At 67.0% G+C, this 23,093-nt stretch carries 28 protein-coding genes and 2 tRNA genes; 12 read left to right on the top strand and 18 right to left on the bottom strand.

Annotation, left to right across the window (positions count from 1 at the left end):
- The first annotated feature begins 278 nt into the window (after window positions 1–278).
- Window positions 279–761 (top strand): NUDIX hydrolase, encoded by a 483-nt coding sequence (locus tag ACQP2T_RS62055; RefSeq protein ID WP_433519996.1) that lies wholly within the window; start codon window positions 279–281, stop codon window positions 759–761.
- Here ACQP2T_RS62055 and ACQP2T_RS62050 read toward each other — a convergent pair.
- The gene (locus tag ACQP2T_RS62050; protein ID WP_433513937.1) at window positions 739–1,962 is read right to left on the bottom strand and encodes an XRE family transcriptional regulator; all 1,224 of its coding nucleotides are present in this window, start codon (window positions 1,960–1,962) and stop codon (window positions 739–741) included. The genes ACQP2T_RS62055 and ACQP2T_RS62050 overlap by 23 nt on opposite strands.
- Before the next feature lie 208 nt (window positions 1,963–2,170).
- On the opposite strand from ACQP2T_RS62050, the gene ACQP2T_RS62045 reads away from it, so the two are divergent.
- The 3 genes from ACQP2T_RS62045 to ACQP2T_RS62035 all read left to right on the top strand — a co-directional run bounded on the left by ACQP2T_RS62045 (window position 2,171) and on the right by ACQP2T_RS62035 (window position 3,846).
- Window positions 2,171–2,500: a hypothetical protein gene (locus tag ACQP2T_RS62045; protein ID WP_433513936.1), complete on the top strand. Its 330-nt coding sequence runs from the start codon at window positions 2,171–2,173 to the stop codon at window positions 2,498–2,500.
- Window positions 2,497–2,805, top strand: coding sequence for a hypothetical protein (locus ACQP2T_RS62040; RefSeq protein ID WP_433513935.1), 309 nt, complete (start codon window positions 2,497–2,499; stop codon window positions 2,803–2,805). Before ACQP2T_RS62045 ends, ACQP2T_RS62040 begins: the two co-directional genes overlap by 4 nt.
- A gap of 198 nt (window positions 2,806–3,003) precedes the next feature.
- The gene (locus tag ACQP2T_RS62035) at window positions 3,004–3,846 is read left to right on the top strand and encodes a GntR family transcriptional regulator (protein ID WP_433513934.1); all 843 of its coding nucleotides are present in this window, start codon (window positions 3,004–3,006) and stop codon (window positions 3,844–3,846) included.
- A 144-nt stretch (window positions 3,847–3,990) separates the two neighbouring features.
- Here the strand turns inward: ACQP2T_RS62035 and ACQP2T_RS62030 are convergent, their stop codons facing one another.
- From ACQP2T_RS62030 to ACQP2T_RS62015, 4 genes are all read right to left on the bottom strand, one after another.
- A complete protein-coding gene (locus ACQP2T_RS62030) occupies window positions 3,991–4,752 on the bottom strand; it encodes a protein phosphatase 2C domain-containing protein (RefSeq protein ID WP_433513933.1) in 762 nt (253 codons plus the stop codon).
- A gap of 10 nt (window positions 4,753–4,762) precedes the next feature.
- Entirely contained in the window at window positions 4,763–5,155 is a 393-nt protein-coding gene (locus tag ACQP2T_RS62025; protein WP_433513932.1) for a UTRA domain-containing protein, read from the bottom strand.
- Between the two features lie 202 nt (window positions 5,156–5,357).
- A tRNA-Ser gene (locus ACQP2T_RS62020) sits at window positions 5,358–5,446 on the bottom strand.
- Between the two features lie 343 nt (window positions 5,447–5,789).
- Window positions 5,790–6,353 (bottom strand): YceI family protein, encoded by a 564-nt coding sequence (locus tag ACQP2T_RS62015; protein ID WP_433513931.1) that lies wholly within the window; start codon window positions 6,351–6,353, stop codon window positions 5,790–5,792.
- A gap of 96 nt (window positions 6,354–6,449) precedes the next feature.
- On the opposite strand from ACQP2T_RS62015, the gene ACQP2T_RS62010 reads away from it, so the two are divergent.
- Entirely contained in the window at window positions 6,450–6,944 is a 495-nt protein-coding gene (locus ACQP2T_RS62010) for a MarR family winged helix-turn-helix transcriptional regulator (RefSeq protein ID WP_433513930.1), read from the top strand.
- Here ACQP2T_RS62010 and ACQP2T_RS62005 read toward each other — a convergent pair.
- Complete coding sequence (locus tag ACQP2T_RS62005; RefSeq protein ID WP_433513929.1) at window positions 6,901–7,407, bottom strand: SigE family RNA polymerase sigma factor; 507 nt, start codon at window positions 7,405–7,407, stop codon at window positions 6,901–6,903. The genes ACQP2T_RS62010 and ACQP2T_RS62005 overlap by 44 nt on opposite strands.
- 217 nt (window positions 7,408–7,624) lie before the next feature.
- On the opposite strand from ACQP2T_RS62005, the gene ACQP2T_RS62000 reads away from it, so the two are divergent.
- Window positions 7,625–8,566 (top strand): hypothetical protein, encoded by a 942-nt coding sequence (locus ACQP2T_RS62000; RefSeq protein WP_433513928.1) that lies wholly within the window; start codon window positions 7,625–7,627, stop codon window positions 8,564–8,566.
- A 5-nt stretch (window positions 8,567–8,571) separates the two neighbouring features.
- Window positions 8,572–9,363 (top strand): MauE/DoxX family redox-associated membrane protein, encoded by a 792-nt coding sequence (locus ACQP2T_RS61995; RefSeq protein WP_433513927.1) that lies wholly within the window; start codon window positions 8,572–8,574, stop codon window positions 9,361–9,363.
- Window positions 9,364–9,462: 99 nt separating this feature from the next.
- Here the strand turns inward: ACQP2T_RS61995 and ACQP2T_RS61990 are convergent, their stop codons facing one another.
- Window positions 9,463–10,635: an AAA family ATPase gene (locus ACQP2T_RS61990; RefSeq protein ID WP_433513926.1), complete on the bottom strand. Its 1,173-nt coding sequence runs from the start codon at window positions 10,633–10,635 to the stop codon at window positions 9,463–9,465.
- Window positions 10,636–10,862: 227 nt separating this feature from the next.
- Here ACQP2T_RS61990 and ACQP2T_RS61985 point away from each other — a divergent pair, with 227 nt between their 5' ends.
- From ACQP2T_RS61985 to ACQP2T_RS61975, 3 genes are read left to right on the top strand one after another with little or no spacing between them, the layout of a single operon-like run.
- Entirely contained in the window at window positions 10,863–11,348 is a 486-nt protein-coding gene (locus ACQP2T_RS61985) for a SigE family RNA polymerase sigma factor (protein ID WP_433513925.1), read from the top strand.
- Window positions 11,345–12,574 carry a hypothetical protein gene (locus ACQP2T_RS61980; RefSeq protein ID WP_433513924.1) on the top strand — a complete coding sequence of 410 codons (1,230 nt, stop codon included), beginning with the start codon at window positions 11,345–11,347 and terminating at the stop codon, window positions 12,572–12,574. The genes ACQP2T_RS61985 and ACQP2T_RS61980 overlap by 4 nt, the downstream gene beginning before the upstream one ends.
- 11 nt (window positions 12,575–12,585) lie before the next feature.
- Complete coding sequence (locus ACQP2T_RS61975) at window positions 12,586–13,062, top strand: MaoC family dehydratase (protein WP_357957657.1); 477 nt, start codon at window positions 12,586–12,588, stop codon at window positions 13,060–13,062.
- Here the strand turns inward: ACQP2T_RS61975 and ACQP2T_RS61970 are convergent.
- From ACQP2T_RS61970 to ACQP2T_RS61940, 7 genes are all read right to left on the bottom strand, one after another.
- Window positions 13,043–13,276: a hypothetical protein gene (locus tag ACQP2T_RS61970; RefSeq protein ID WP_433513923.1), complete on the bottom strand. Its 234-nt coding sequence runs from the start codon at window positions 13,274–13,276 to the stop codon at window positions 13,043–13,045. The two genes, ACQP2T_RS61975 and ACQP2T_RS61970, sit on opposite strands and share 20 nt — an antisense overlap.
- Window positions 13,273–14,814 (bottom strand): radical SAM protein, encoded by a 1,542-nt coding sequence (locus tag ACQP2T_RS61965; protein WP_433513922.1) that lies wholly within the window; start codon window positions 14,812–14,814, stop codon window positions 13,273–13,275. Before ACQP2T_RS61965 ends, ACQP2T_RS61970 begins: the two co-directional genes overlap by 4 nt.
- Window positions 14,811–15,542, bottom strand: coding sequence for a prolipoprotein diacylglyceryl transferase (locus ACQP2T_RS61960; RefSeq protein ID WP_433513921.1), 732 nt, complete (start codon window positions 15,540–15,542; stop codon window positions 14,811–14,813). Before ACQP2T_RS61960 ends, ACQP2T_RS61965 begins: the two co-directional genes overlap by 4 nt.
- 1 nt (window position 15,543) lies before the next feature.
- On the bottom strand, window positions 15,544–16,092 hold the full coding sequence (locus ACQP2T_RS61955) for a hypothetical protein (protein WP_433513920.1): 549 nt from the start codon (window positions 16,090–16,092) through the stop codon (window positions 15,544–15,546).
- A 102-nt stretch (window positions 16,093–16,194) separates the two neighbouring features.
- Window positions 16,195–16,389: a hypothetical protein gene (locus ACQP2T_RS61950; protein WP_433513919.1), complete on the bottom strand. Its 195-nt coding sequence runs from the start codon at window positions 16,387–16,389 to the stop codon at window positions 16,195–16,197.
- A 133-nt stretch (window positions 16,390–16,522) separates the two neighbouring features.
- Complete coding sequence (locus tag ACQP2T_RS61945; RefSeq protein WP_433513918.1) at window positions 16,523–17,149, bottom strand: response regulator; 627 nt, start codon at window positions 17,147–17,149, stop codon at window positions 16,523–16,525.
- The gene (locus tag ACQP2T_RS61940; protein WP_433513917.1) at window positions 17,146–18,438 is read right to left on the bottom strand and encodes a sensor histidine kinase; all 1,293 of its coding nucleotides are present in this window, start codon (window positions 18,436–18,438) and stop codon (window positions 17,146–17,148) included. The genes ACQP2T_RS61945 and ACQP2T_RS61940 overlap by 4 nt, the downstream gene beginning before the upstream one ends.
- Before the next feature lie 116 nt (window positions 18,439–18,554).
- Between ACQP2T_RS61940 and ACQP2T_RS61935 the strand changes: the two genes are divergently transcribed.
- Window positions 18,555–19,109, top strand: coding sequence for a hypothetical protein (locus ACQP2T_RS61935; RefSeq protein ID WP_433513916.1), 555 nt, complete (start codon window positions 18,555–18,557; stop codon window positions 19,107–19,109).
- 57 nt (window positions 19,110–19,166) lie between these two features.
- Window positions 19,167–19,239: transfer RNA gene (locus tag ACQP2T_RS61930), tRNA-Arg, on the top strand.
- 163 nt (window positions 19,240–19,402) lie between these two features.
- Here the strand turns inward: ACQP2T_RS61930 and ACQP2T_RS61925 are convergent.
- The 4 genes from ACQP2T_RS61925 to ACQP2T_RS61910 form a co-directional block, all read right to left on the bottom strand.
- Window positions 19,403–20,581: a tyrosine-type recombinase/integrase gene (locus tag ACQP2T_RS61925; protein ID WP_433513915.1), complete on the bottom strand. Its 1,179-nt coding sequence runs from the start codon at window positions 20,579–20,581 to the stop codon at window positions 19,403–19,405.
- Window positions 20,582–20,763: 182 nt separating this feature from the next.
- The gene (locus ACQP2T_RS61920; RefSeq protein ID WP_433513914.1) at window positions 20,764–21,015 is read right to left on the bottom strand and encodes a helix-turn-helix domain-containing protein; all 252 of its coding nucleotides are present in this window, start codon (window positions 21,013–21,015) and stop codon (window positions 20,764–20,766) included.
- 179 nt (window positions 21,016–21,194) lie between these two features.
- Window positions 21,195–21,710: a hypothetical protein gene (locus ACQP2T_RS61915; protein WP_433513913.1), complete on the bottom strand. Its 516-nt coding sequence runs from the start codon at window positions 21,708–21,710 to the stop codon at window positions 21,195–21,197.
- A 19-nt stretch (window positions 21,711–21,729) separates the two neighbouring features.
- Window positions 21,730–23,076, bottom strand: a complete 1,347-nt coding sequence (locus ACQP2T_RS61910) for a DUF2637 domain-containing protein (protein WP_433513912.1) — start codon at window positions 23,074–23,076, stop codon at window positions 21,730–21,732.
- Between the last annotated feature and the right edge of the window lie 17 nt (window positions 23,077–23,093).

Below are 23,093 nucleotides of genomic sequence, written 5' to 3'. Positions count from 1 at the left end.
GTAATGGGGCTCGCTAAGTTCGACTGCTCTCGCGGCTCGTGGCCGTCGGCGGCCGGGACCGGCCCCCAGGCCGCATGCCCGGCCACCGAGCGGGCGTAGCGCCGCCCCTTGATCTTCATAGGAGTTATTCGGCAACGATCTCGGCTGTCACTTGGAAGTGCGTGTACGTCAGGGTTGTGGGCCGGTAGCTTCGCGGTGTGGCTGATGACGCTGGGCTGACGCGCTGGGTGGTGCATGGGGAGCGGCTGATCTACGACAACCGGTGGATCCGGTTGGGGATGGCCGATGTGGAGATTCCTGGCGGGGAGCGGTTCGAGCATCATGTGGTGCATCTGGATCGGGCTGCTATCGCCGTGGTGGTGGATGAGCAGGATCGGGTGTTGCTGATGTGGCGGCATCGGTTCGTGTTCGACCGCTGGGGATGGGAGCTACCCGGCGGTCTGATCGAGGTCGGCGAGGACCCCATGGAGACGGCTATCCGCGAAGTGGAAGAGGAGACCGGATATCGGCCCAAGCAGGTTGAGCGTCTGGTGAGCTATCAGCCGATGGCGGGCATGGTCGATTCCGAGCACATCCTGTTCCTGGCGCGCGGGGCCGAGTTGGTCGGTAAGCCGGAGGGTGAGGTGGAGGCCGACCGGATCGAGTGGGTTCCGATGTCGGAGATCCCCGCGATGATTGCCCGCGGTGACATCTGGACGTCGGGGACGTTGATCGGGCTGCTTCAGGCTCAGCAGCGGCTCAACGGCCAAGGGCGCGGTTGACCGCCTGCGATAGCTCGTCGATGCGGCGGCGCTGGCGACGGGAGCCGGTCATGGTGGCCAGTTGCTTGGCGCGGTGGATGTGCGGTTGGGCGGCTTCGGGATCGCCGGCCGCCAGGAGGGCGTGACCGAGGTCGCATCGGACGCCTGCCTCGGCGCGGTTGTAGGTGCCGTCCATTCCGGCGAGTGAGGAGCGGAGGTCTTCGACGGTGCCGGGGTCGCCGAAACGGAGCAGGCAGCTTCCGCGCCACCGTGCGAAGTGGTGGACATTGATGGACAGGTAGGGCATGTCCAGGTCGCCGTCACCTTCCGGCAATACGGCGGCGGCTTGGTCGAGGGCGCGGCGGCAGGCGGCTTCGTCGCCGAGTACGGCCGCGGCTTCTGCCTCGGCTGCGGCCAGCCATGTTCTGAGGCGGGCCAGTACATGGTTGCGGTGGGTGGCGTGGATGTACTGAAGCAGTTCGGCTGCCTCGGCGGGGCGACCCAGATCCATGAGTACGTAGGCCTGTTCGCCGGATACGTAGGCGAGCACGGCCGGGTCTTCGGCTTCCCGGGCGGCGGCTTTGGCGCGTTCGTAGTGGTTCCAGGCGTCGTTGAGGGCGACGGTGTTGATGGCTTGCCATCCGGCCAGTGAAGCTGTTTCGGCAGTCAGGTGGGCGAGTTGGGCGCGGATGCGTGGGCGTACGGCGTGGTGGTGGGCTCGTTCGATCTGGGCCATCTGGGCGCGCATCTTGTCGGCGATGGCGATGCTGCCGAGTCGGCGGTCCTGGAGGCGGAGGCTGTTGATGTCCGTGCGCAGGATCATGACCAGGGTGTCGTCGACGGCTGCGGCGGCGTCCAGGCGGGTGCTGAGTTCGTCGGTCTGCTCCTGGTGGTCGTCGCCGGAGCCGCCGGTGGGGGATGCGATGTCGAGTGGAGCCAGGCCGAGCAGCATGCGGGCGTGGTCGGGCAGGCCGAGGCCGGTGGCTACGCGCTCGAATACGGCAAGTTCTTGAATGGGGCCGGCGGTGCCGTTGAGGATCTTGTTGACGCGAGGTTGGGAGAGGCCGGTTGCCGTTCCGATGCGTACCTGGCTGGCTCCGGCGTATTTAACCGCGAGCCGGAACAGTCCGGCAATGTCGCGTTTCTTGAGGATTTCCAGGCTTTCGTCGCGATCCCAGATAACGTCTGGTATTTCGATGCGGTCGAAAGCATTCGGGCGCATGTGAACCTCCGGATTTCGGCTCCGAGGTGATGCACTGCTTTGCCGCGCACTCTATATGCCTTGGCTGCATATCACCGTGGGATATGTATAAACGGTTGGCCCGATCATGCTCTGCCGCATGACAACTCCAGTCAGGTGCACAGAATGCGATGGACGGGGATGGAAGATCGTCACCCGGCGCGGGAATGTGGCGGCGACCCTGCTCGGCATGGCGTCGAATGCCGTCGCCGAGTGTCCTCTCTGCGACGGGCCTGAGCGGGTCTGCTCGGAGGGCGAGGTGTTCGAGTGGGAGGTGCGGATCAGTGCCGGCCACGGGGACGAGCTGGGGGCGTGTGGGTCGAGCTCGTTCCAGGCCACGGCGATGGACGAGCTGCGCAAGGCGATGCGACGCATGCCGGCAGGGTCGTCCGTGCGGGGGCAGATCATGCACAACGTCTACGGGCTCGCGGCGGTGGCCGATGAGGCGTCTCGGCGTGAGGTCTTCCGGGCGCATCTCGACCCGGCGGGCACGGTGCGGTTTGAGCGGGTGGCCGAATGACGCCCCCGCGCGTAATCGCGATTAACCCGTATCATTCCGCCGATCTGCTCCGGCAGATGTTGGGCCGGGACGGCATTGCCGCTGATGTCCACGAGGGATACGGGCTTGCGCTTGTATCCGTTTGGGTGGGGCTTGTCGTGTGGTGTGACGGTCAATACTTCTGGTGGCGAACCGGGTGGAATGCCGAACATCACCGTGTCATCTATGCGTGGCATCCGGTGATTGATCCGGAGCGGGCCGCTCGTCGTATCTCCATGTACTACGCGAGCCTGCGGGCGATGCAGTCGATATCCGAGCTGACCTGATCCGGGCGCGAGGTAGGCGATGAGTGCAGATGCCTCTTGGGTGTGCGGGGTAGAGCGTTCCCGGCGTGATTCCGTTCTGGTGCAGCACGCGGTACGGACGGATGGGACGAGGGCATGGTGCGGCGTGTCGGTTCGTCCGGTGGCGATCGGTGATTGGTATGTACCGTTCGTCCCGAACGGTGCGACATCATGCGGAGCATGCGCCCGGAAGTGGCGACGCAAGTTCGGCACGGCATGGAACGCAGCCTGAAAGAGCACTGGCAAATTTGGCTTAGCCGGTACTGTACTTATGCGGTCAAGCGCACGAGTGAACGGACGGCTGACATGAGTATGGACTTCGCTCCGCCGAAATATGCCCAGGTCATGAGGGCGATTCAGGGGCGGATCGAGTCGGGCGAGTACGCGCCTGGCGGCATGCTGCCGTCCGAGACGCAGTTGGTTCGCGAGTTGGGTGTGGGCCGGACCACGGTGGTGCGGGCGCTGCAGACGCTGGCCATGCAGGGGTGGATCGAGCGCGAGCACGGGCGTGGCTCGTTCGTGAAAGGCCGGCCAGACGGTGAGGCCGAGACGGTGCGGCCGGGCCTGATCGCTGCGGAGCAAGGCGAGAGCGCCGACAGTCTCGTTGAGGTGGCGCGTGTTCCGGCGTCCCGGTATGTGGCTCGTCTGCTGGGAGTGGCCGAGAGAACTCCGGTGATCGTCCGTAAGCGGGTGGCCCGGCAGGCGGATCTCGTGTCGGCGGTGGAAACCGTGTGGATCCCGCTGGAGATCGCGGTCGGCACCGACTTGGAGAAGGCCGAGCCGCTGCGGGGCGGGATCCGGCGGCATCTCCAGGGGATCAAGCATCTGCGCTTCGATCACATCACTGAGCGGGTGTCCGCCCAAAGGCCGACCAAGGACGAGGCGGAGTTGCTCGGCTCGTCCAACCCGGTGCTCGCGGTGACGGCGACCGTGCACGACCCTGCCGGGGCCGTGCTGCTGGCCATGAGCCTGGCGCTGCCCGGAAACCTGCACGAGCTTGAGGATGTCTACAAGGTCAGTTAGTGCTGTGACCGGAAGATTCCCGGGTTCGTGGGCGGCTGCCCTCTCCTTGAGCCGACGGCATGTCCTTGATCACCCGAACTATGTCGTTAGATGGTTGGCCTAGCCAGTCGCTCTATTTCTCAGGTTAAGCGCCAGGCCAGCGGCTCAAGCCCAGCTCACCCACGCCGCCGTGGCATCGTCGTGCACCTTCCCCCCGTTCTTCGGGCCGTACTCCCGCTCGGCGGCACGAACCAGCTCGACCAGCCTGCCAGGACCGTCCCTCTCCGCCGTGGACGCCAAGCTCTCCCACGTATGGCCGTACCACTCGACCAGCCGCGAGACGCCGTCGGTGACCATCAGCACGCCGTCCAGGTCGCCCACATCCAACGACCCCGTGAGCGCCTCCCGAGCCGCCTCCGGCCGCGTGCTGGCCACCCAGAACCCGCCCGCTTGGTTCCGCAGTGACCGCACCAGCTCGCGGCTGTACGGGCGGCCGCCCGGAAGGTGTGCGGTGCGGTCGTCGTCGACCACGGTGATCCGCCCATCGCTGCTGCGGAGAGCGATGGGCGAATCGCAGAGCACCAGGTAATCCAGCCGTCCATTTCGGCAGCGGATGATCGCGGCAGTGGACGAGGGTGAGTCCACGTTGGTCAGGTCGCAGGTGTTCTCGTGGGCGGCCATGGTCGAGCGGATCGCCGCAGCGAGCGCGCTGGGCAGGTCCACGTCGGGTCGGGTCGTGAACTGCTGGGCGAGCGCGGCGCCGAGGTGTGCGACGAGCCACGGCACGTCGTGGACGCACCCGGACTTGACACCCTGAGGGGCGGTCGCACCGTCGAGTACGGCAATCCAGTCGGGTCCGGCGATGACGTAGTCCTCGTTGCGGCGGCCAGGGTCGGGCGCGGGCTCGGTGGTGTAGGTGATACGCACGATGGGTTTCCTAGTCCGGGATGGGGAAGCGGTAGTCGAACGAGGACATGTCGGCAGCGATCACCGCGCACATCACCTCAACCGGGCGGCCGGTGTCAGTGAACGTGGTGCGAGTCAGCTCCACCACGGGAGTGCCGGCCGGTAGGTCGAGGGCGGCTGGCTCCCGGCTGTTCGGCATGCGGGCGGCGAGTTCTTCGCGGATTTCGGCGAGGAGGTAGCCCGCTTCTTTGAGGCGGGCGAATCCGCCGCCGGGGCCGGTGTTCTCCTGGCGGATCAAAGTGCCCGCGACCACGTCGAGTTCGTAGTAGGAGTTGGCGAGTTGGTGGGCGCGGTCGTCGATGAAGGTGGTTCGGCGTCGTACCCAGACAGTCGTGCCGGTTGGGATGTTGAGGCGCTCGGTCACTCGCGCTACTCGTTCACGGCGGATGTGTACACGTCGGTGTTGCCAGAGATCGCTGACGCGTCTGCTGAGGCGATCATCGCGGCGATTCCTCGGGCGTCCAGAGTCCATGAACGTTAGGGGGATGGTCCGGCAATGATCCGGCATCGCCCCTTAGAAGATCGAGAAGCCCTCTTCCAGATTTTCGGAAGAGGGCTTCGACCTGCGGAGGATCGGGGATTTGAACCCCGGATGGTGTTGCCACCAAACCGCATTAGCAGTGCGGCGCCATAGACCTGACTAGGCGAATCCTCCTGGTAGCCACGCGGCTCAGGACAGCGTACCGGCCTTCTGCCAAGGCAGCAAAGCGGTTCCCCGTCCCGGCCTGTCCAAAGGTTATCCACTGCCTGTGAATAACCTCCTGTGGACAACGGGCCGGACAGCAAGCCCGCCCCAAGGCGCGGCGGGGGCGGGCTCGGCGCACGGCCCCGCCACGCGGGGTCCGGCGGACAAAACGCGACGTCACGCGACTCAGGTCGCGGGCCAAGCGAGGCATCAAGCGGATCGGCCCGCTGGGCCGAACGAGACTTCAAGCGGGTCCAAGCCGCTGGGCAAAACCAGACGTCGGGCGGGTCAGGCCGCTGGGCGAAGCGCGACCTCAGGCCGCCGGGTTGGCCTCGCCCTCGATCTCGACCTTGATCTTCTTGCCCACCAGGACGCCACCCGTCTCCAGGGCCTGGTTCCAGGTCAGCCCGAAGTCCTCGCGGTCGAACTCGCTGGTGATCGAGAACCCCCACACCGCCTGACCCCACGGGTTCGTGTTGGCGCCGCCGTACTCGACCTTGAGCTCGATCTCCTTGGTGACGTCGCGGACGGTCAGGTCGCCGACGACGGTGAACTCGTCGCCCGAGTGGCTCACCACGCGGGTGCTCTTGAAGGTGAGCGTCGGGAACTTCTCGACCGACAGGAAGTCGTCGCTGCGCAGGTGGCCGTCACGGTCGGCGACACCGGTGGTGAGGCTTTCGGTCTTGATCGTGAGCTCGGCCGACGACTCGAGGGGGTTGTCGGCGATCGTCACGGAGCCGGTGAAGTCGCCGAAGCTGCCGCGCACCTTGCTGACCATCATGTGCTTGACCACGAAGCCGATCGTGGTGTGGGCGGTGTCGAGGTTGTAGGTGCCGGTGGCGGGGACGGTCAGGCCTTCCCAGGTGCGGGTGGTCATGGGGTTCTCCTCAGAGGATGATTGCTGTGCGGATGTTTGCGGCAACAAATGTCTACACGAGGAATATTCCTCTCGTCAACAATCGTCGGCTAGGCTATGAACGTGGTCAACATTGATGACCCCCGGTTGACGGCCATGGGCCTGCTGTCGGAGGTTCAAGCAGGTCTCGCGGCCAGGATGCAGCCGGTGTTCGGCGCTGCCGGGCTGTCCGAGATCGATTTTGAGACGTTGCTCCGGCTGGGGCGCTCGCCGCGGCAGAGCTTGCGGATGAGTGATCTGGCCGCACAGACGGGCCTGTCCACCAGTGGTGTGACCAGGGTCGTCGACCGGCTCGAACGCGACGGTCTGGTGGCCAGGGTGGCCTGCGCCGTCGACCGCCGGGCATCCTACGCCACGCTCACCGACGCGGGGCGGGAGAAGCTCGAGGTCGTGCTGCCTCAGCACCTCGACGACATCGACAAGTGCCTGACCAGTCTGCTCAGCTCGGAGGAGCTGGAAACCTTCCTGGCCACGCTGCGCACGATCCGGGATGTCGTACGGCCCTGCGCTACGGCCGGAGCTGTTGAGGGGGAATGCCCAGCTCAACCCTGAGCTTGGCCATGGCACGTGACATCGTGCTCTTGACCGTGCCGAGGCTGATGCCCAGCGTTCTGGCGATCTCCGGCTCGGTCATGTCCTCGTAGTAACGCAGCACGATCGCGGCCCGCATCCGGGCGGGCAGCCGTATCAGCGCCTGCTCCAGGAGATCGTGCAGGTCGCCGCTGGCTTCCGGCTCCGGGGCGATCTCCGGCAGGTCCTCCGACGGGTACTCCTCCAGCCGACGCCGCCGCCACTGCGAGATGTTGATGTTGACCATCGCCCGCCGTACATATCCGTCGAGCGCGGCTCTGTCCTGGATGCGGTCCCATGCCAGGTACGTCTTGGTCAGCGCGTTCTGCAGGAGATCCTCCGCGTCCAGCGGATGTCCCGTGAGCTGGTGGGCGGTGCGCAGCAGGGCGGCTCCGCGCGCAACGACGTACTCGCGGAACTCCTCTTCCCAGCTGGCGGTCTGCATCGTGGCCAGAATCGCAGCCAAAGGCCAAGATAGGGCGTAACCGGAATTCAGGATTCGGCCCGCCGACGATAAAGGTAGGTCAAGGTCGGTGGCGGTTTGTACGTCGCTGGGGGTCAACTTCTGCCCCGAGGGGTGCGTATTTTGCTCTCGAGTGCACGAGTACCGCGAAGCACCCCCGGAGCCGTGTGACCCTATTAACGCGACAAGGGAGGGACTGATGGGGTATCCGAGCGTGGAACGCCGCCGGGTGCTCGCGGCCGCGGCGCTGGGCCGGGAGACCGGGATCCCGGGCTCCGGTGAGGGGGACCCCTTACGCGCGGTCATAGGGGACATCCTCGACATCAGCCCACATCTCATCACCATCGAGACCCCCGAAGGCGCCGAAGAGCGGCTCGTCATCGCGCCCTGGGCCACCGCCTGGCACGGTGGCGACCAGGCGCCGAGTGATCTGCCCGTGGGCTCGACGGTCATCATGCGTACCCTGCGCGACGGCCGGGTGGTCGAGCGCCTCTGGGCCGACATCACGCGATTGACCGGGACCATCCTGTCCGTCGAGGGACGCAAGGACCTGTCGGTCCAGCTCGACTGCGGGCCGCACCGGGGGCGCCGGACCATCGTCATCCCATACCGTGCGACAGGTCGCATCATGGTGCGACATGCGCGGTTCGAGCCGGGGTTCCTGTTCGACGCGATCGGTATAAGAAAGGGCGGGGCGAGTCTGGCCCTGCTGCCCGCGACCTCGCAGCCCGCCTATCCGGCACGGGCCGTGCCGGCTCCGCCGCCCGCCTACGGGGGCCTGCAGTCACGCGTCTCCGGGACCGCCACCTGGTCCGACGTCTTCGACGAGGAGGATCGGGGGGCCGCGTACCCCATGGTCGAGCGCTCTGACGCGGACTGCCCGGACGCCGAGGTGTCCTGCACGGGCCTGCCGTACCTCGCCATCGGGTCGATGCTGCAGGTACGGAACCTCTGCACCGATCGATCCGCTAACGTGCCGATCGTGGCGTGTGGCTGCGTGGCCGGGCGCTTCTGCGACCGCTGCGTCGAGTGCGACACCTCTCCTCGCGGGCGGATCGCCGAGCTGTCGCCGTTCTCGTACGTGGAGCTGGGCGGCGACCTGGTCAAAGGGTGCTTCAACGCGCAGATCGGATTGGGGTGACGCTCGTGCTGGCATCGCAACTGCCCGCGCTGATCGTGCTGCTCGTCTTAGGGGCGGTGGCGAAGGTGTCCACTGTGCGTACGGGCGGGGAGATGGGCACGCTGGCCCGGCTGGGGCCGGCGGCGCTGGCGCCCGCGCGTATCGAGGTTCCGATGCTGATCGTCTGCGCGGTCGGTGAGCTGGTGATCGCGACCGGGCTGCTGGTGAGCACGTCTCCGATCTTCCGGTGGATGGCGGTCGCGTTCTTCGCCATGTGCACCTATGTCCTGCTGGAGGTACGTCGGCGGCGGCCCGACGCGGGATGCGGATGCTTCGGTGAGGTGAGCGCGGCGCCCGTCGGCCTGCGTTCGATCGCCAGGGCCATCGTGCTCACCGGGATGGCCGTGCTGTCGCTATGGGGTGAAGAGCCCGGCTGGTTGGTCTTCTTGCAGCCGTCGTGGTTCATGGCCGCCGGGGTGGTCGTGCTCCTCGTACTGTCACCCGAGCTTGAGGAGATGGTGGACCGGCTGCGTTATCGCGCACCGTGCGAGCAGCGCCCCGGGCCGGCCGCGGAGGTCACACTGGCCAGGCTCCGGTCGAGTGGCCCCTGGCGGCAGCACCGGGAGCAGCTCGCCGCGGTCGAGCCGTACGACAGCTGGCGTGAGCTGTGCTGGCGCTTCTTCGCGTTCGAACGGCGGGATGGGGCCGATGTCGTGTTCGCGGTCTATCTCAGCGGGCGGCGTCCGGCGGTGCGGGTGGCCGTGGTCGAGCACGAGGGTAGCGGCGCTCTGCCGGTTTATACGCCTGTATCGGCCTGACGCTAGACAGCGCTATAGAACCCTCGACAACAAGATATGACTCTATTGGGCTATCTAGCTTCCCCACTAGACAGCCCAATAGAGGACTAGGGGTGTCGCCTAGATCGGTTGGGCACGCAGGAACCTCCCGAAATGCGGCACGGTGAACGCGATCAGACCGCGCTCGGCGCTGTAGATGAGCCCCTTCTTGATGAGGCTGTCGCGGGCGGGCGACAGGCTGGACGGCTTGCGCCCCAGCGCGTCGGCCACGTCCGCGGTGGGGACCGGCTCGTCGCCGATCTGCGCCATGGCGTGCATGTAGTCGCGCTCCGCCGGGGTGGCTCGCTCGTAGCGGCTGCCGAAGAAGCCCACCGCGAGCTCCTCCTCGGCCTCGGGCGCGGACACCCTGACGTCGTCGAGGGTGATCGGGCTGCGCGGCGCCAGATCCCAGGCGACCTTGCCGTAGGCCTGGACGAAGTAGGGGTAACCGTCGGCCGCCTCGTAAAGGGCGTCGAGGGCGTCCTGCGTGAACTCGACCTCTTCCTCCCGCGCCGGCAACATCAGCGCGAGGTCGGCCGCCTCGCGGTCGAGCTTGTCGATGCGGGCGTAGCGGAAGAGCCGCTCGGAGTAGCTCTTGCTGGCCGACAGCACGCTCGGCAGGTGCGGCAGGCCCGCGCCGACCACGATCAGCGGCCCACCGGACTGCGAGAGCTCATGACAGGCGGCGCAGAGCGCCGAGACGTCGGCGGGCTGCACGTCCTGCATCTCGTCGATGAACAGCGCGATGCCGACGCCCAGGTCGGTGGCCACGCTCGCGGCGTCGACGAACAGCTCGGTGAGGTCGATCTCGAGGTCACCGGAGTCGGCCCGGCCACGGGTGGCCGGCACCTCGATGCCGGGTGACCAGTGCGAGGTGCCCTTGGCGGCGGCCGGATCGCGCATCGCGAACGCCTTGAGCACGCCCAGGAACTCCTCGATGCGCTCCGGCGCGCGATGCCGGGGAGCCAGCTCGCGGATCGCCATGTGCAGCGCGGCCGAGACGGGACGGCGGATCGACTGGTCGGGCCGGGCCTCGATCTTGCCCGTGCCCCACAGCCGCTGCATCGCCATGGACTTGAACGTGTTGAGGAGCACGGTCTTGCCGACGCCGCGCAGACCGGTGACGACCATGCTGCGCTCGGGACGGCCACGGGCCACCCGCTCCAGCACGACCTCGAACTGCTGCAGCTCGCGGTCGCGCCCGGCGAGCTCCGGCGGGCGCTGTCCGGCTCCGGGGGCGTAAGGATTGCGCACGGGGTCCACGCTCTCGGACTTTATTGCGGGATATAGCGGCCGTCTTAGATTTGGGAAGAAAGCGCTACGGCGTGTCCGAGCAGGGGCCGTCGCCAGTATTGTCATCGGACGCACCCCCTCCCACCAGGCCGAACCCTTGTTCGAGTCGGTCCCTAGAACTGTAGCGCGCACTCGAACACGTGCGCGATGGTTTCGAGTAAAGATCTTTGCAACAGAGCGAGCGGCTCGTGCGTCCCGGTGATGTGGAGTTCGAGGATTTCGTCCGAGCCAGGGGCGCGGCGCTGGTCAGGTACGGCTATGTGCTCACCGGCAACGCCGAGGACGCCGCGGACCTGGCCCAGGAGGCGCTGCTCAAACTGAGCGACAACTGGAGCCGGGTCCGCAACAAGGACAGCCCCGAGGCGTACGTACGCACGACCATGGCCCGCCAGCACATCAGCTGGTGGCGTCGGCGGCGCAGAGAGCAGCTGACCGACGACGTGCCCGACGGCATCCACCACGACACGCATTCCTTCGGCGATCTCTGGAAGGAACTCGCGACGCTGCCCAGGAAGCAGCGGGTCGTGCTGGTCCTGCGCTACTACGAGGACCTGCCGGATGAGGAGATCGCCGCGATCCTCGGCATCTCACGTGGAACCGTACGCAGCCAGGCGTTCCGGGCGCTTGCCACGCTCCGGGTTCGGCCCGCTGTACTGGAGAGGGGACGGGCATGAGGACAGAGGACGAATTGAGCGGCGCGCTGCGCGATGCGGCGTACCAGGCTCCCGAGCTCGACCTGCTGGCCGGGGTCGGCGCGCGCAGACGGCGGCGGACCAAGCGGCGGGCGCAACTGTTCGCGGCGGCCGCGGTGGTCGCGGTGGTGGGCACGAGTACGGTCGTCGCCCAGGGCACCTTCTCCAGCGGGGGCGGAGAAGAGGCGGCCGCCACGTCGACTACGACCAAGCCTACGAAGACCATAACCGTGACTCCGAGACCGCAGACCCAGCCCAAGGGAACGCCGGCCGGGAAGCTCTGGCCGCAGGCACTCTTCCAGATGCCCGCCAAGAACGCCGACGGCTGGCGCTACCGCCCAATCACCGGCATCAACGCCACTGAGGTGCTGCTCAACGCCGAGTCCTCGTTCGAGAAGGCCGGGAAGATCGAGGTGTACGACACCAAGACCGGCAAATCCCGGGTGGTGACGGAGGTAACGGCGACGCCGGGGTTGAAGCGGAGCTTCCAGAAGGCCGCCTCGACCGATGGCAAGAACGTCGTCTGGTACTCCACCGCCTCGAAGAACGGGACCCCGATCGCCGAGCTCTGGTGGGCGCCGCTGTCTGGCGGTAAGGCCAAGCGGGCCGCCACGTTGACCGGCGGCGACGCCGCCGTTGACGCCGTCGGGGTGGACGGTGAGACCATCGTCTGGTCGATGCGGATGGGTGGTGTGTTCCAGGTGCCGTTCACCGGCGGCACCCCCTCTCGCGTGCCGAAGGCTGAGGGGCTGCACCTGATTGGCTGGCCGTGGGCGGGCGATGTCGGCGAGGGCGTCAATGAGGGCGAGCGCAACCAATCCAAGATCGTCAACTTGGCAGACGCGACCGTGACCAAGATCGCGATCAAGGGTGGGACGAAGGGCTTGCGATGCGGACCGGTCTGGTGTGTCGGCCGCCGCGGCAACGTTCCTTTCGTCCAGCGCATCGACGGGACAGGAGATAAAAAGCAGGGGTTCGGATTCGGGGGACTCAGGCCGTACCCCATCCTCGACCGCTTCCTGCAAAGGTTCGGTGGCGTGTACGACCTGAACACCAACAAGCTGGCGGGCGTGGATGTGTCCGGCAGTTGGAGCGGTGTCGGCACCTCGTCGGAGCCCAGCACGATCATCTACTGGGGTACCACCAAGGGCGACAAGCCCGACAAGTACTGGGTGCTCAACTTGGCAGCCGTCCCACCCGCGCAATAGCGTTCGGAGCCATGCGGACCTTCGCGAACGTACAGGAACTCAAGGCGGCCGTCGGCGAGAAGTTCGGCCCGACCGAGTGGCGCACAGTCACTCAGGAGCAGGTCAATCTCTTCGCCGACGCGACCGACGACCACCAGTGGATCCACGTGGACGTGGAGAGGGCCAAGGAAGGACCGTTCGGCGGCACGATCGCGCACGGCTACCTGAGCCTGTCACTGCTGCCGTCGTTCATGATGGAGCTCGTACGGGTCGAGAGCATCCAGATGGGCGTCAACTACGGCCTGAACAAGGTGCGTTTCCCCAGGCCGGTGCCGGTCGGCGCGCGGGTCAGGGCGCTGGGGGAGCTGAGCGACGTCAAGGGCACGCCGGCCGGCTACCTGGCCAACCTGAAGATGACGATCGAGGTCGAGGGCGAGAAGCGCCCGGCCTGCATCGCCGAGACGCTCAGCCTGTACATCCCCGTGGAGCTCACAGCAGGGAGTGGATGATCGCCGCCGCCGCGATCAGCGCCAGCAGCCCGAGATAGGCCAGGACGAGCCGGGTGTCTTTGAGCAAGCACTTGCTATGAGTCAGCCCGGCCCGCCGCGCCTTCCAGTACCCGGCGAACCCGAGGGCCGCGAACCCCAGCACCGCCCACGGCCCCAGCAGCCAGGCCAGCAGCGCGACGGTCGCGTACACGCACAACCGGAGCGGATCCTTCACCTGACCACCTTGAGCTGGGATGTGGCAGCGACCGCGGACAGCCGTTGTTCCGAGAGCTGGGGCCACGCCTGAACCGCGCAGAACGGCGCGCACTGGTCCTGCTCGGCCCGCGTGCCGACATGCACGCAGCACTGCGTGAGCCGCTCCTCGATCATGGTTGACATGTCCATGAACGGCTTGACCGTCACCCGCACCACCCGCTCGCCGAGCAGTTTGCGAAGCCTCTTCCGCCGGCCGGGCAGCGCCGAGGAGGCCAGCGTGAGCAGGGTGGACACGCCGAGGTCGCAGTTCTCGCAGATGTCGCGCCACAGGTCGCCGATCTGCGGGTGTGACAACGACGACTGCTCCGACAGCAGTCCGAGCAGCGATTCTTGTACGGCCAGCCGCAGCTCGCGGGGGATCTCGGTGTCGGCGATGCGGTTGGAGACCAGGCCCAGGTTCGCCTTGAGCCGGTCATGGCCGATCAGCGCGACCAGCGAACGCCACTGCTGCGCGTCGTCGCGGATCAGGTAGCCGACCGAACAGCAGTGCGGGTGTGAGCAGGGCAGCGCGGTGAGGTCGCGCCAGGTCACCAGGCCGTCGGTCTGCGGGCCGAGCCGCTTGAGGACGCCGGTGTGGGTGAGGCGGTCCATCGGGTCGATCGGCCCCGACCTGCCCGAGCCGAACTGCGGCTGCAGCGACACCCCGCCGACGAACGGCGTGTCGAGCGCCAGCCGTACGACCTCGCCGATCTCCCCGTCGTTGACGCCCAGCGCGGCGGTCATCACCAGCGTGGTGAAGATCTCCCGCTCCGACAGCCGTTGTACGGCCTGCGCCTTGAGCTGCCTGAGGTCACCGCCCCGGTGGTGCTTCGACGCCTCGGCCGAAGTGCCGTCGTACTGGAGGTAGACCTCCACCCGCTCGCGGTGCTCGGTGAGCAGGTCGAGCAGGGCGTCGTCCCTGGCGATGAGGACGCCGTTGGTGTTGATCAGGATGCGGGTGACCGGGCGCTGGTGGAGCTCGGCGAGCAGTTGGGCGAGCTCGGGGTGAAGGGTGGGCTCGCCGCCGCTCAGCATGAGGACGTCGAGCTTGCCGTTCTCGCGGGACAGGCGCTGGTCGACGTTCGCCAGGATGTCGGTGATGGGGACGATGCCGGTCAGATCAGGGGAGCTGCCGGCGAAGCAGGTGGGGCAGCGCAGGTTGCAGGCTTCGACGATGTCTTCGAGCAGGATGCAGGTGTGCTGGGTCTGCATCTCGGGCAGCCCTTGGAGGTAGGCGGCGGGGATGGGCTCGAAATTCCCCGAAATATCCGGCATGTGGTGCTTTGTGGGAGCGGTCCACTCTTCTAGATATTTCAGGATTTCTGGGTCTTCGTCGTACAAAGTACTGATCAGGCCGTGTTCGCGGCAGCCGCGCTCCAGCCACACGCGCTCGTCGCGGACGGTCAGGTAGCCGCTCAGCCGTTCGACCCGCTCCAGGGCCTGGCCGTGGCAGTGGGGACAGAAGGCGTTGACGTACCTGAGGATGCGGTCACCCCGCAGGCCCATTCCGGTGCTCATGTCATGACCTTCCGCTTGAAGAGGGGATCGTAGTGGCCGCGCCGCCAGCCGTACCGCAGCCTCAGGGCGAGCAGCAGCAGGCCAGGGATCAGGAACCACTGCGGCCTGGTGAGCTCGAGCCAGACGGTCTCGTTGGCGCGGGTGAACTCGACGAGGAAGCGGAAGACGGCGTACGCGGCCAGGTACAGCGTGAACAGCTCGCCCGGCTCGGTGAGCCGCCTGCGCGCCCACAGCAGCGCGGCGAACACGGCGAGCTGGAAGACGATCTCATAGACGAACGACGGGTGCATGGCCTGGCCACTCAGGCAGCCGGGGCACTCGGGCGTCGTCGGGGGAGCGTGTACGCCCCAGGGCAACGCGGTCGGACGGCCCGGCGCCTCGGTCAGATGGCAGCCGATCCGGCCCACCGCCATGCCCAGCGCCACCGCTGGGGCGAACAGGTCGCCGGTCCGCTGCTTGTAGCCGATGATCCTCTTGGCGATGAGTACGCCTATGTAGGCGCCGGTCAAGCCGCCGAGGATGCTCCGCGAGCCGTACAGCCAGAGGTCGGAGAGGTTCAGCGTCTCCAGCCAGCCCGCCAGCCGCATGCCGATCGCGCCGCCGACCAGCGCACCTGTCACGGCCACCAGCGACTGCTCGTTGAGCGCGCCGCGGCGGCGGGCCTCGTGCACGAAGACCACGGACGCGACGAGCACTCCCAGGCCGACGAAGATCTCGTGGAGCGGCATGTCAGGCGTACAGGTCCGGGCTGATGCCGGTGCAGATCCCGGCGGACAGGATCGACCACAACGCCCAGCCGACAAGGAACCCCAGGCCCAGACCGGTGGCCCACGGCTTGCGCAGGAACTGCAGCCCCGCTCCGGCGCCGAGACCGAAGAGGGCGAGGAAGATCGTGCAGGAGATGATGATGGGGTAGTTGGTGCCGTTCTGGTCGAGGGTGCTGACGAAGATCAGGATGCCGAGGATGGCGTTGACGATGCTGTAGGCGACCAGCCCCGCAAGCGCTAGTCCGATGATCAGCCCGACGGACTTGCCCTTGGGCCTGCTGTCGGACTTGCCGTTGGGCGGCGGCTTTGGCCCGCCGGGGGACGGCGGGCTGCTGATCTGCCCGGACGGCGGGGGAGCGGATTGTGCAGACGGCGGGATGCTGATTTGTCCGGACGGCGGGGGAGCGGATTGTGCGGGAGACGGGTCGCCGCTCCCCTCCCTGCGCGTCGGGGCGCTCCCTCCCTGGGGAGGCGTCCCCTCGTCACGATCGCCCGGTGCGGGCGCGGTCATGTGAACACGCCCGGATCCGGCGTGGGCCCGGTCATACGTACATCCCCGGACTCGATGGTGGCCCAGTCCGCGTGTACATGCCCGGACTCGATGGTGGCCTGGTCATGCGTACATGCCCGGATTCAGTCCCGTGCAATAGCCGGCCGAGACGATGGAGGCGAGCGCCCACCCGATCATCAGCCCCAGCCCCAGCCCCAGCGCCCACGGCTTACGCAGCACCACGAGCACGATCCCCGCGCCGATCCCGACCACGGCCAGGAACCCCGCGGCGACCCCGATCGCGACCGTCGACGACATGCTCACGACGATGACTCCGACGATCACATTGAGGATCCAGTAACCAAAGGCCCCGGCGAACGCCAAGCCAACGATCAAGCCGGTCGGCCGCGGCGGCGGGGGAGGAGGAGGTGGCATGGTCACGACCGTCAGACTAGCGGGGGCCTTCTGAGTAATAAATCGCTGCTTGGACCCGGCTTTTGAGACCCAGTTTGTTCAACACCCGGCTCACATGCGTCTTCGTGGTCGCCTCGGCCATGTCGAGCTCCCTGGCGATCTCGGCATTGGACAGCCCGCGACCGATCCCGGCCAACACCTCCTGCTCACGCGGCGTCAACCCCTCCACCTGCTGCTCCTTGCGTACGGGCTGCTCGGCGAAGGCAGAGATCAACCGCCGCGTGACAGTAGGCGAGATCAGCCCATCTCCTCTGGCCACCAGCCGTACGGCCGAGACCAGCGACTCCGCGTCGGTGTTCTTCAGCAGGAACCCCGCCGCCCCCGCCCGCAACGCTCCGAACACATACTCATCCACATCGAACGTCGTCAAGATCAACACATCGGCCACCCCGGCGAGCTCCCTGGTCGCCGAGATGCCGTCAAGCTTCGGCATCCGCACATCCATCAACACCACGTCGGGCCGGGTCTCGCGGGCCAACTCCACCGCCTGCACCCCGTCGGCCGCCTCCCCGACGACCTCGATGTCCTGGGCCCCACCGAGGATCAGCACCAGCCCCGCCCTGACAGCCGCGTGATCGTCCGCGACCAGCACCTTGATCGTCATCCCGCCTCCCACTGCCCCTTCCTGTCCTTCGACATGGGCAGCACGGCCTTGACCCGCCACAGACCCCCGTCCACTCCGGCCTCGAACGACCCCCCGACCAACAGAGCCCGCTCCCTCATCCCGACCAGCCCGGCCCCCGCCCCGGGAACCACCTCCGACCTCGACCCGGGAACCACCTCCGACCTCGACCCGGGAACCAGCCCGGCCCCAGCCCCGGGAAACACCCCTTCCGCCCTTGGGCCCTCTCTCACTCCGCGAAGCGGAGCCGGATGTCCATCCACAGGTTTACCCACAGACTTATCCACAGGGTTGTCCACAGCCACCATCACTTGCTCCGACTCGTAAACGACCTTGACCACAGCCGACCGCCCGCCATGCTTCAGCGCATTGGTCAGCGCCTCCTGCAAGATCCGATAGCCGGCCAGATCCACCGCCGGAGACAGCTCCCGCGCCTCCCCTTCGACACGGAAATCAGCCGTCATTCCCGCCCGCCGCGACCGTTCGACCAGACTCTCCGCGTCAGCCAGCCGCGGCCGGGTGGCTTCGGCCTCATCCCCCTCCTGCCGCAACAGCCCGATCATGGTCCGCATCTCGGCCAGCCCTTTCAGGCTGTTCTCCCGAACGGACTCCATGATCTTCCGTACGGCCGCCGCACTCAGGTCCGTACGCGACAACGCGCCCGTCGACTGGATGGCGATCGCGCTGAAGTGATTGGCGATCATGTCATGCAGTTCCCGAGCCATCCGCGTACGCTCCGTCGCGATAGCCGCATCCCGATCAAGCTCCGCCAGCCGCGCCACCTGCTCCGCCCTGGCACGCTCGGCCGTAGCCTGCTCACGCTGCTGGCGTAACACCATCGCCGTGGTCACGGGCGTAACCAGCACGAGCCCGGCCTGAATCCCGTTGACCGCCAGCGCCCGCCAGTCACCCGACAGGACCCCCGTCACACCCCCGGCCAACACCGACAGCACGGTGGCGGCCCCCAGCAGCCACCGCGAAAAAGACGCCGGCCCGTACAGCGCCGCCGCATACACGTTGTCCGTAAATATCAGGACAGTCGGCAACGACGGCCCCACCACGAGATCAACACCGATCCCCACGGTCCCCAGGGCCAGCCCCACCAACGGCGCCCGCCGCCGTACCACCACCCCCAGGCACACGAACGCCAGCGGCACCGCGAGCCACCCCTCGGGCACCTCGCGATGAGTGTAGGCTCCGCCCACGATCAGGAGCAGGCCTCCGACGAAGGCCAGCCCGGCCCACGACGCCTCGCGTTGCATGCCCCCCATCCCACCACCGTCCGGACCCGGCTCACTCCTTCGTGGGTCTGCCTGTGGATAAACACTTCGATGTATCCACAGGCTCGTCTTCACTGACGATGCGCCGGCCAGAGGAGCCCTCAAGGATGGGATGCGTGATTGTCGCCATCCTGATCGGCTGCGAAGTCGGCTTCTGGCTCCTGCTCGGACTCGGCCTCGCGAGCCGCTACCTCTGGAACCGCCGCCGACTCAGCACCGCCCTACTCCTCTGCGTACCGCTCCTGGACGTGATCCTCCTGGCGGCATCCGTCATGGACATGCGCAGCGGCGCCACGGCCGACCTGAGGCACGGCATAGCGGCCGCGTACCTGGCGTACTCCATCGTCTTCGGCCACAGCACGATCCGCTGGGCCGATGCCAAGTTCCGCCACCGCTTCGCCGACGGCCCACCTCCCTGGAAGCCACCCGAGGGCGGCATGGCCCGCACCCGCTACGAGTGGATCTTCTGGCTCCGCATCGTCCTCGCGTACGCCATCGCCTGCGCCCTCCTGCTCGGCCTGGTCTGGCTCGTCAACGATCCGTCCCGCACGGGCGAACTGATCAATTTCATGCTCAGCATGCTGAAGGTGCCGCTGATCGCCCTGCTCTGGCCCCTGGGGTACACCCTTTGGCCGAAGAAGGTGGAATCTAGTGGGGCGTGAGGGCGGTATCTGGTTCGAGGCACGGCTCTGGACCCGCTATGCTGGCTTACGCAGCGAGCGGCCGTAGCTCAATGGATAGAGCATCTGACTACGGATCAGAAGGTTGGGGTTTCGAGTACCTCCGGCCGCACACAGTCTGACCAGGGAGTTCCTTGATCTCAAGGGACTCCCTGAGCTGTTTCCGGAGGTCACTGTACCCGTTGCTGTACCCGTAGGACTTCGTTCAGGAGAGTTCGCCACAGTTCACCGGGGTCATCCTTCGGTTGGCGCCGTTTCGACACCAACGGCTGGAATCACATCGAGTTCAGTGCAGACAGGGCCACGTCCATCGAGTCGGCGGCCCGGCGCTGCACGTCCACCGTGAGGTGGGTGTAGATGTCGGAGGTTGTGGCGAGCCGGCTGTGTCGCAGCGCGCCCTGGATGGTCTTCATGTCGTTGCCCTGCTTGTGGAGCCACGTCGCGCAGGTGTGCCGCAAGTCGTGGATCCTCAGCCGCTGGTCGTTGACTCGTTCGATCTCGGCCCGGTCACAGAGCGCGTTCCATGCCCTGTTGGCGTTCCGAGGTTCGATCGGGGTGCCCACGGACGTGGCGAAGACGAGGCCAGGGTCCGCCCACACCTTCGCGGCGAGACGCTCGGCGGTCTGCTCCCGGCGGTACGCCTTGAGGATCTTGCTGAGTGCCTCGGGGACAGCGACGGGAGCGTCCGACGACTCCGTCTTCGACTTCACCACCGCGAGCTTCCCTCGCCGGCGTCCTGTGTGTTCGTTAACCTCTCCTCTCACGCGCTGAAGGGACGGGCCGACCAGTAGCAGGCCAGCGTCGAGGTCCAGGTGTTCCCAGCGGATGGCCAGCGCCTCGCCGCGGCGTAAGCCGAGGGCGAGGATCGTCATCCACAGGACTGCCCAGCGGTCCCCGGCGGCGGCCGTAAAAAGCCTCTCGGCTTCCTCGGTGGTCAGCGCCCTTCCTCGCTTGCTCTTGCCGGATGGTGGTTCGACGAGCTCGGCCACGTTCCGTGGGATCAGCTCGTCCCGCATCGCGCTGTTCAGCGCCGTGCGCAGGATCGCATGGCAGTAGTTCACCGTGCGGTCCGACAGGAGCGCTACCCGCGGCTGCTCTCCTTCCTTGGGTTTGGGCTGTCGCGCGGATGGCTTCTGCTGGAGCTTCAGGATCCAGCCGCGCAGGATGGCCGGCGTCAGCTTGGGCAACGCGTAGTTGCCCAGGGCCGGGACGATGTGCAGACGGATGTGGTCCGCGTAGCTGATGCGGGTTGATTCGGTCATCTTCCCGGCTGCGACGCGTTGCTTGAGCGTCACCTCTATCCATTGGCGTAGGAACTGCTCCAGTGACGTGGTCCGGCCGGTGGTGATGGGCGCGCCGTCTTCGACCTGGCGCTTGAGCTCCTTCCACTTCTCCTGGGCTTTCTTCTTGTTCTTCGAGCTGACCGTTGGGCGTGACCCATCCGGGAGGACCATCCGGCCTATCCACAGGCCATCGGACTCCCGCTGGAAAAAGCTCCCTTCTCCTTTAGAACGTGCTGGCTTCTTCGTGCGGCTTTCTGTCATGAACTCTCCGATCTGCTGATTGCAGCCGCAATGGATAGGCTGACGATAACAACGCGAAATGGGGCCAGCACAGACAATTGGGTGCTTGCCGGCTAATTGGCCCGCTGGTTCTGTGCCCGGAGCCTGGTCACGTAGTCAAGGAGCGCCTGGCGGGGGACGCGGCGGGCGCGCTGGCCGATGACCACGCTCTCCAGTTCACCGCTCTTGACCAGAGCGAAAGCTTCTGTCCGCCCCAGGCTGAGCTGCACGCCTGCGGCTTCCACGGTCAGCAGCAGTGGCAGATGGGCGATCGACTGGAGCGAGTCCCCTCCGAGAGGCGTGTCGAACTGCGTGTTGGCGTCCATGACCTGTAGCACCTGAGCTGGCCTTTCGTTCGCACTGGAGGCAGGGCACGAGGAACTTAAATGTCGGTGTGCGTTAGTGTCTGCCTTCGATTGGCGGCCGGGGGCTGATGCACAGCAGAAGGGGCGGCAGCCATACGGCTGCCGCCCCTTTCGTTTGTTGGCGTCCTTGGCCGATGTGGTCAGGTGGGCAGGCGCTGAAGCGTTTTCCCGGCGAGCTGCTCGCGCTCCCGGCGGCGCCGCTCCACGTCCAGGTGGACCCAGTGGGACGATGTGGGCCGGTTGGTGCCCAGCAGTTCGCGTACGCCGGCCTGGGCGGCGGCCTGGGCATAGAAGTCCAGGGCGCGGTCACTCCAGTTGGCGTCTTCCCACGCCTGATCCATCGCCGTAGCTGCGGAATGCCATTGGCTGGCGGCGGCGGAGAGCGCATGTTCGGCCTTCACCCATCGGTGGTGGGCGGCTGCCCACTCGGAGGTGGGGGTGGTGTCGAGGGCCTGCCATGCGTGCTCGGTGGCGGTCTCGGCGCTGGTGTAGGCGTTCCACGCTTGCTCCTCCTCCAGGGCGGCCGGGACGGCGGCGTTGTGGTGGCGGGCGACCTTCCACGCAAGGTAGTGCGCGTCGTCGTCTGGTATGGGCTCTCGCCCGGTGAAGCCGTTGATGGCGATCGTCTGGATGGGCTTGTCGGCGGTGGTGGCCATGCAGGGGTGTCTCCTTCGGTTAGTTGTCACTGCCGTTCGCTGTGGGGATCGGCTTGAGGACGCGGTTGGACGTGCCCGGCTCGGAGCCCCAGCGGAGGCCCAGGGACTCGGGCCGGAGGTGCCACTCCTCCGGAGTCATGGGGAAGCCGTAGTCCTTGCGGCACAGCTCCAGGTGCTTGGTCACCTCGTCCGGGGTGACGCCGAGCTCGTTGGCGAGCGAGTCCACTGGGACGTCGCCGGCCGGGGTGATGTACTGGGCGATCTTCTGGGCGATCTTGCTCGGCCACGCCATCCGCATGAGGCGGACGGCGCGGTCGTTGCCGACGCCGAGCGCGTCGGTCACGGTGGGCCGGCCGGGGTTGGTCGCCCAGCGTGACCTCATCTCGGCGATCAGGTCAGCGTCCGAGCGCCGGCGGGCGTTGGGCTTCGTGTCCTGATCGCCGTTGCCCTGGCGGTCGTTGCCCTGACCGGGCTTGTTCTTGTCCTGCCCCGACGAGGCAGGGCTGTCCTGTCCTGACGGGGCCGGGGTGTCCTGAGGCTTGCTGTCCTGTCCCGAGGGCGGGGCCGGTGTCCTGTCCTGGTTGTCCTGGACGGGCTCCTTGGGCGGGACAGGACGCGACTTGGGGCGGCGCGGCGGGTCAGGCGGAGTGTCCTGAGGCTGTCCTGTCTCCAGGCCGTGCGCGTGGGCGAGGCGGTACACGCGGGGCAGGGCCTGGTCGAGCATGACGCCTTCGTCGAGCATCCACAGCAGGTCAGCGGAAGCCTCGTCTCGCCAGAACCGGCCGTAGATCACCTGGAGCAGGGTCTTGGCGTGCTCGATCCTCTGCTCCATGTCCAGCGCCGTCCGGTAGCTGGTGATCTCCCACTTGACCATGAGTTTCCGTAGGCGGGAGGAGGAGCGGAAGTGGGCGAACCAGCGGGCGAAGGGGATCGGCTCGCGGGTGCGGTGCTTGGCCAGGAGGACATGCCGGATGGACTCAACGATCGCCAGGACACCGAGCGGCGCTGGCACGTACAGCATCATGGCGCGGAAGTCGGGCCAGCCAGCGGACGCGTTCGCGACCACGGACAGGACAGTCATGATGCGGGCCACCCACCGCAGGAGCGGGACAGGGCGGCGCGTCCAGGTCAGCACGATGTCCCAGGACACGATGACGATCAGGGCAGCCTCGAAGCCGAGCGCGACCCGTTCGGGCGCGGCGACGCCCATCAGGACAGCGAACTTGTGCAGCGCTTCGTAGCTGGCGATGAGGCCGTTGCCGGTCAGGGCGAGGCCACCTGCGGCGATGACCAGGACACCGAGGATCTGCGGAGTGGTCAGCCGCGTGTCCTGATCGCGGTTCGGGTCAACGCGTTCGGTCGTCACTTTCAGTCACCTTCGTC

The organism is Nonomuraea sp. CA-143628 (assembly GCF_050942315.1).
In the GTDB taxonomy this organism is placed as follows: domain Bacteria; phylum Actinomycetota; class Actinomycetes; order Streptosporangiales; family Streptosporangiaceae; genus Nonomuraea.
Note: the sequence above shows the minus strand (reverse complement) of the source record. Positions and strands in the feature narration are given on the sequence as shown.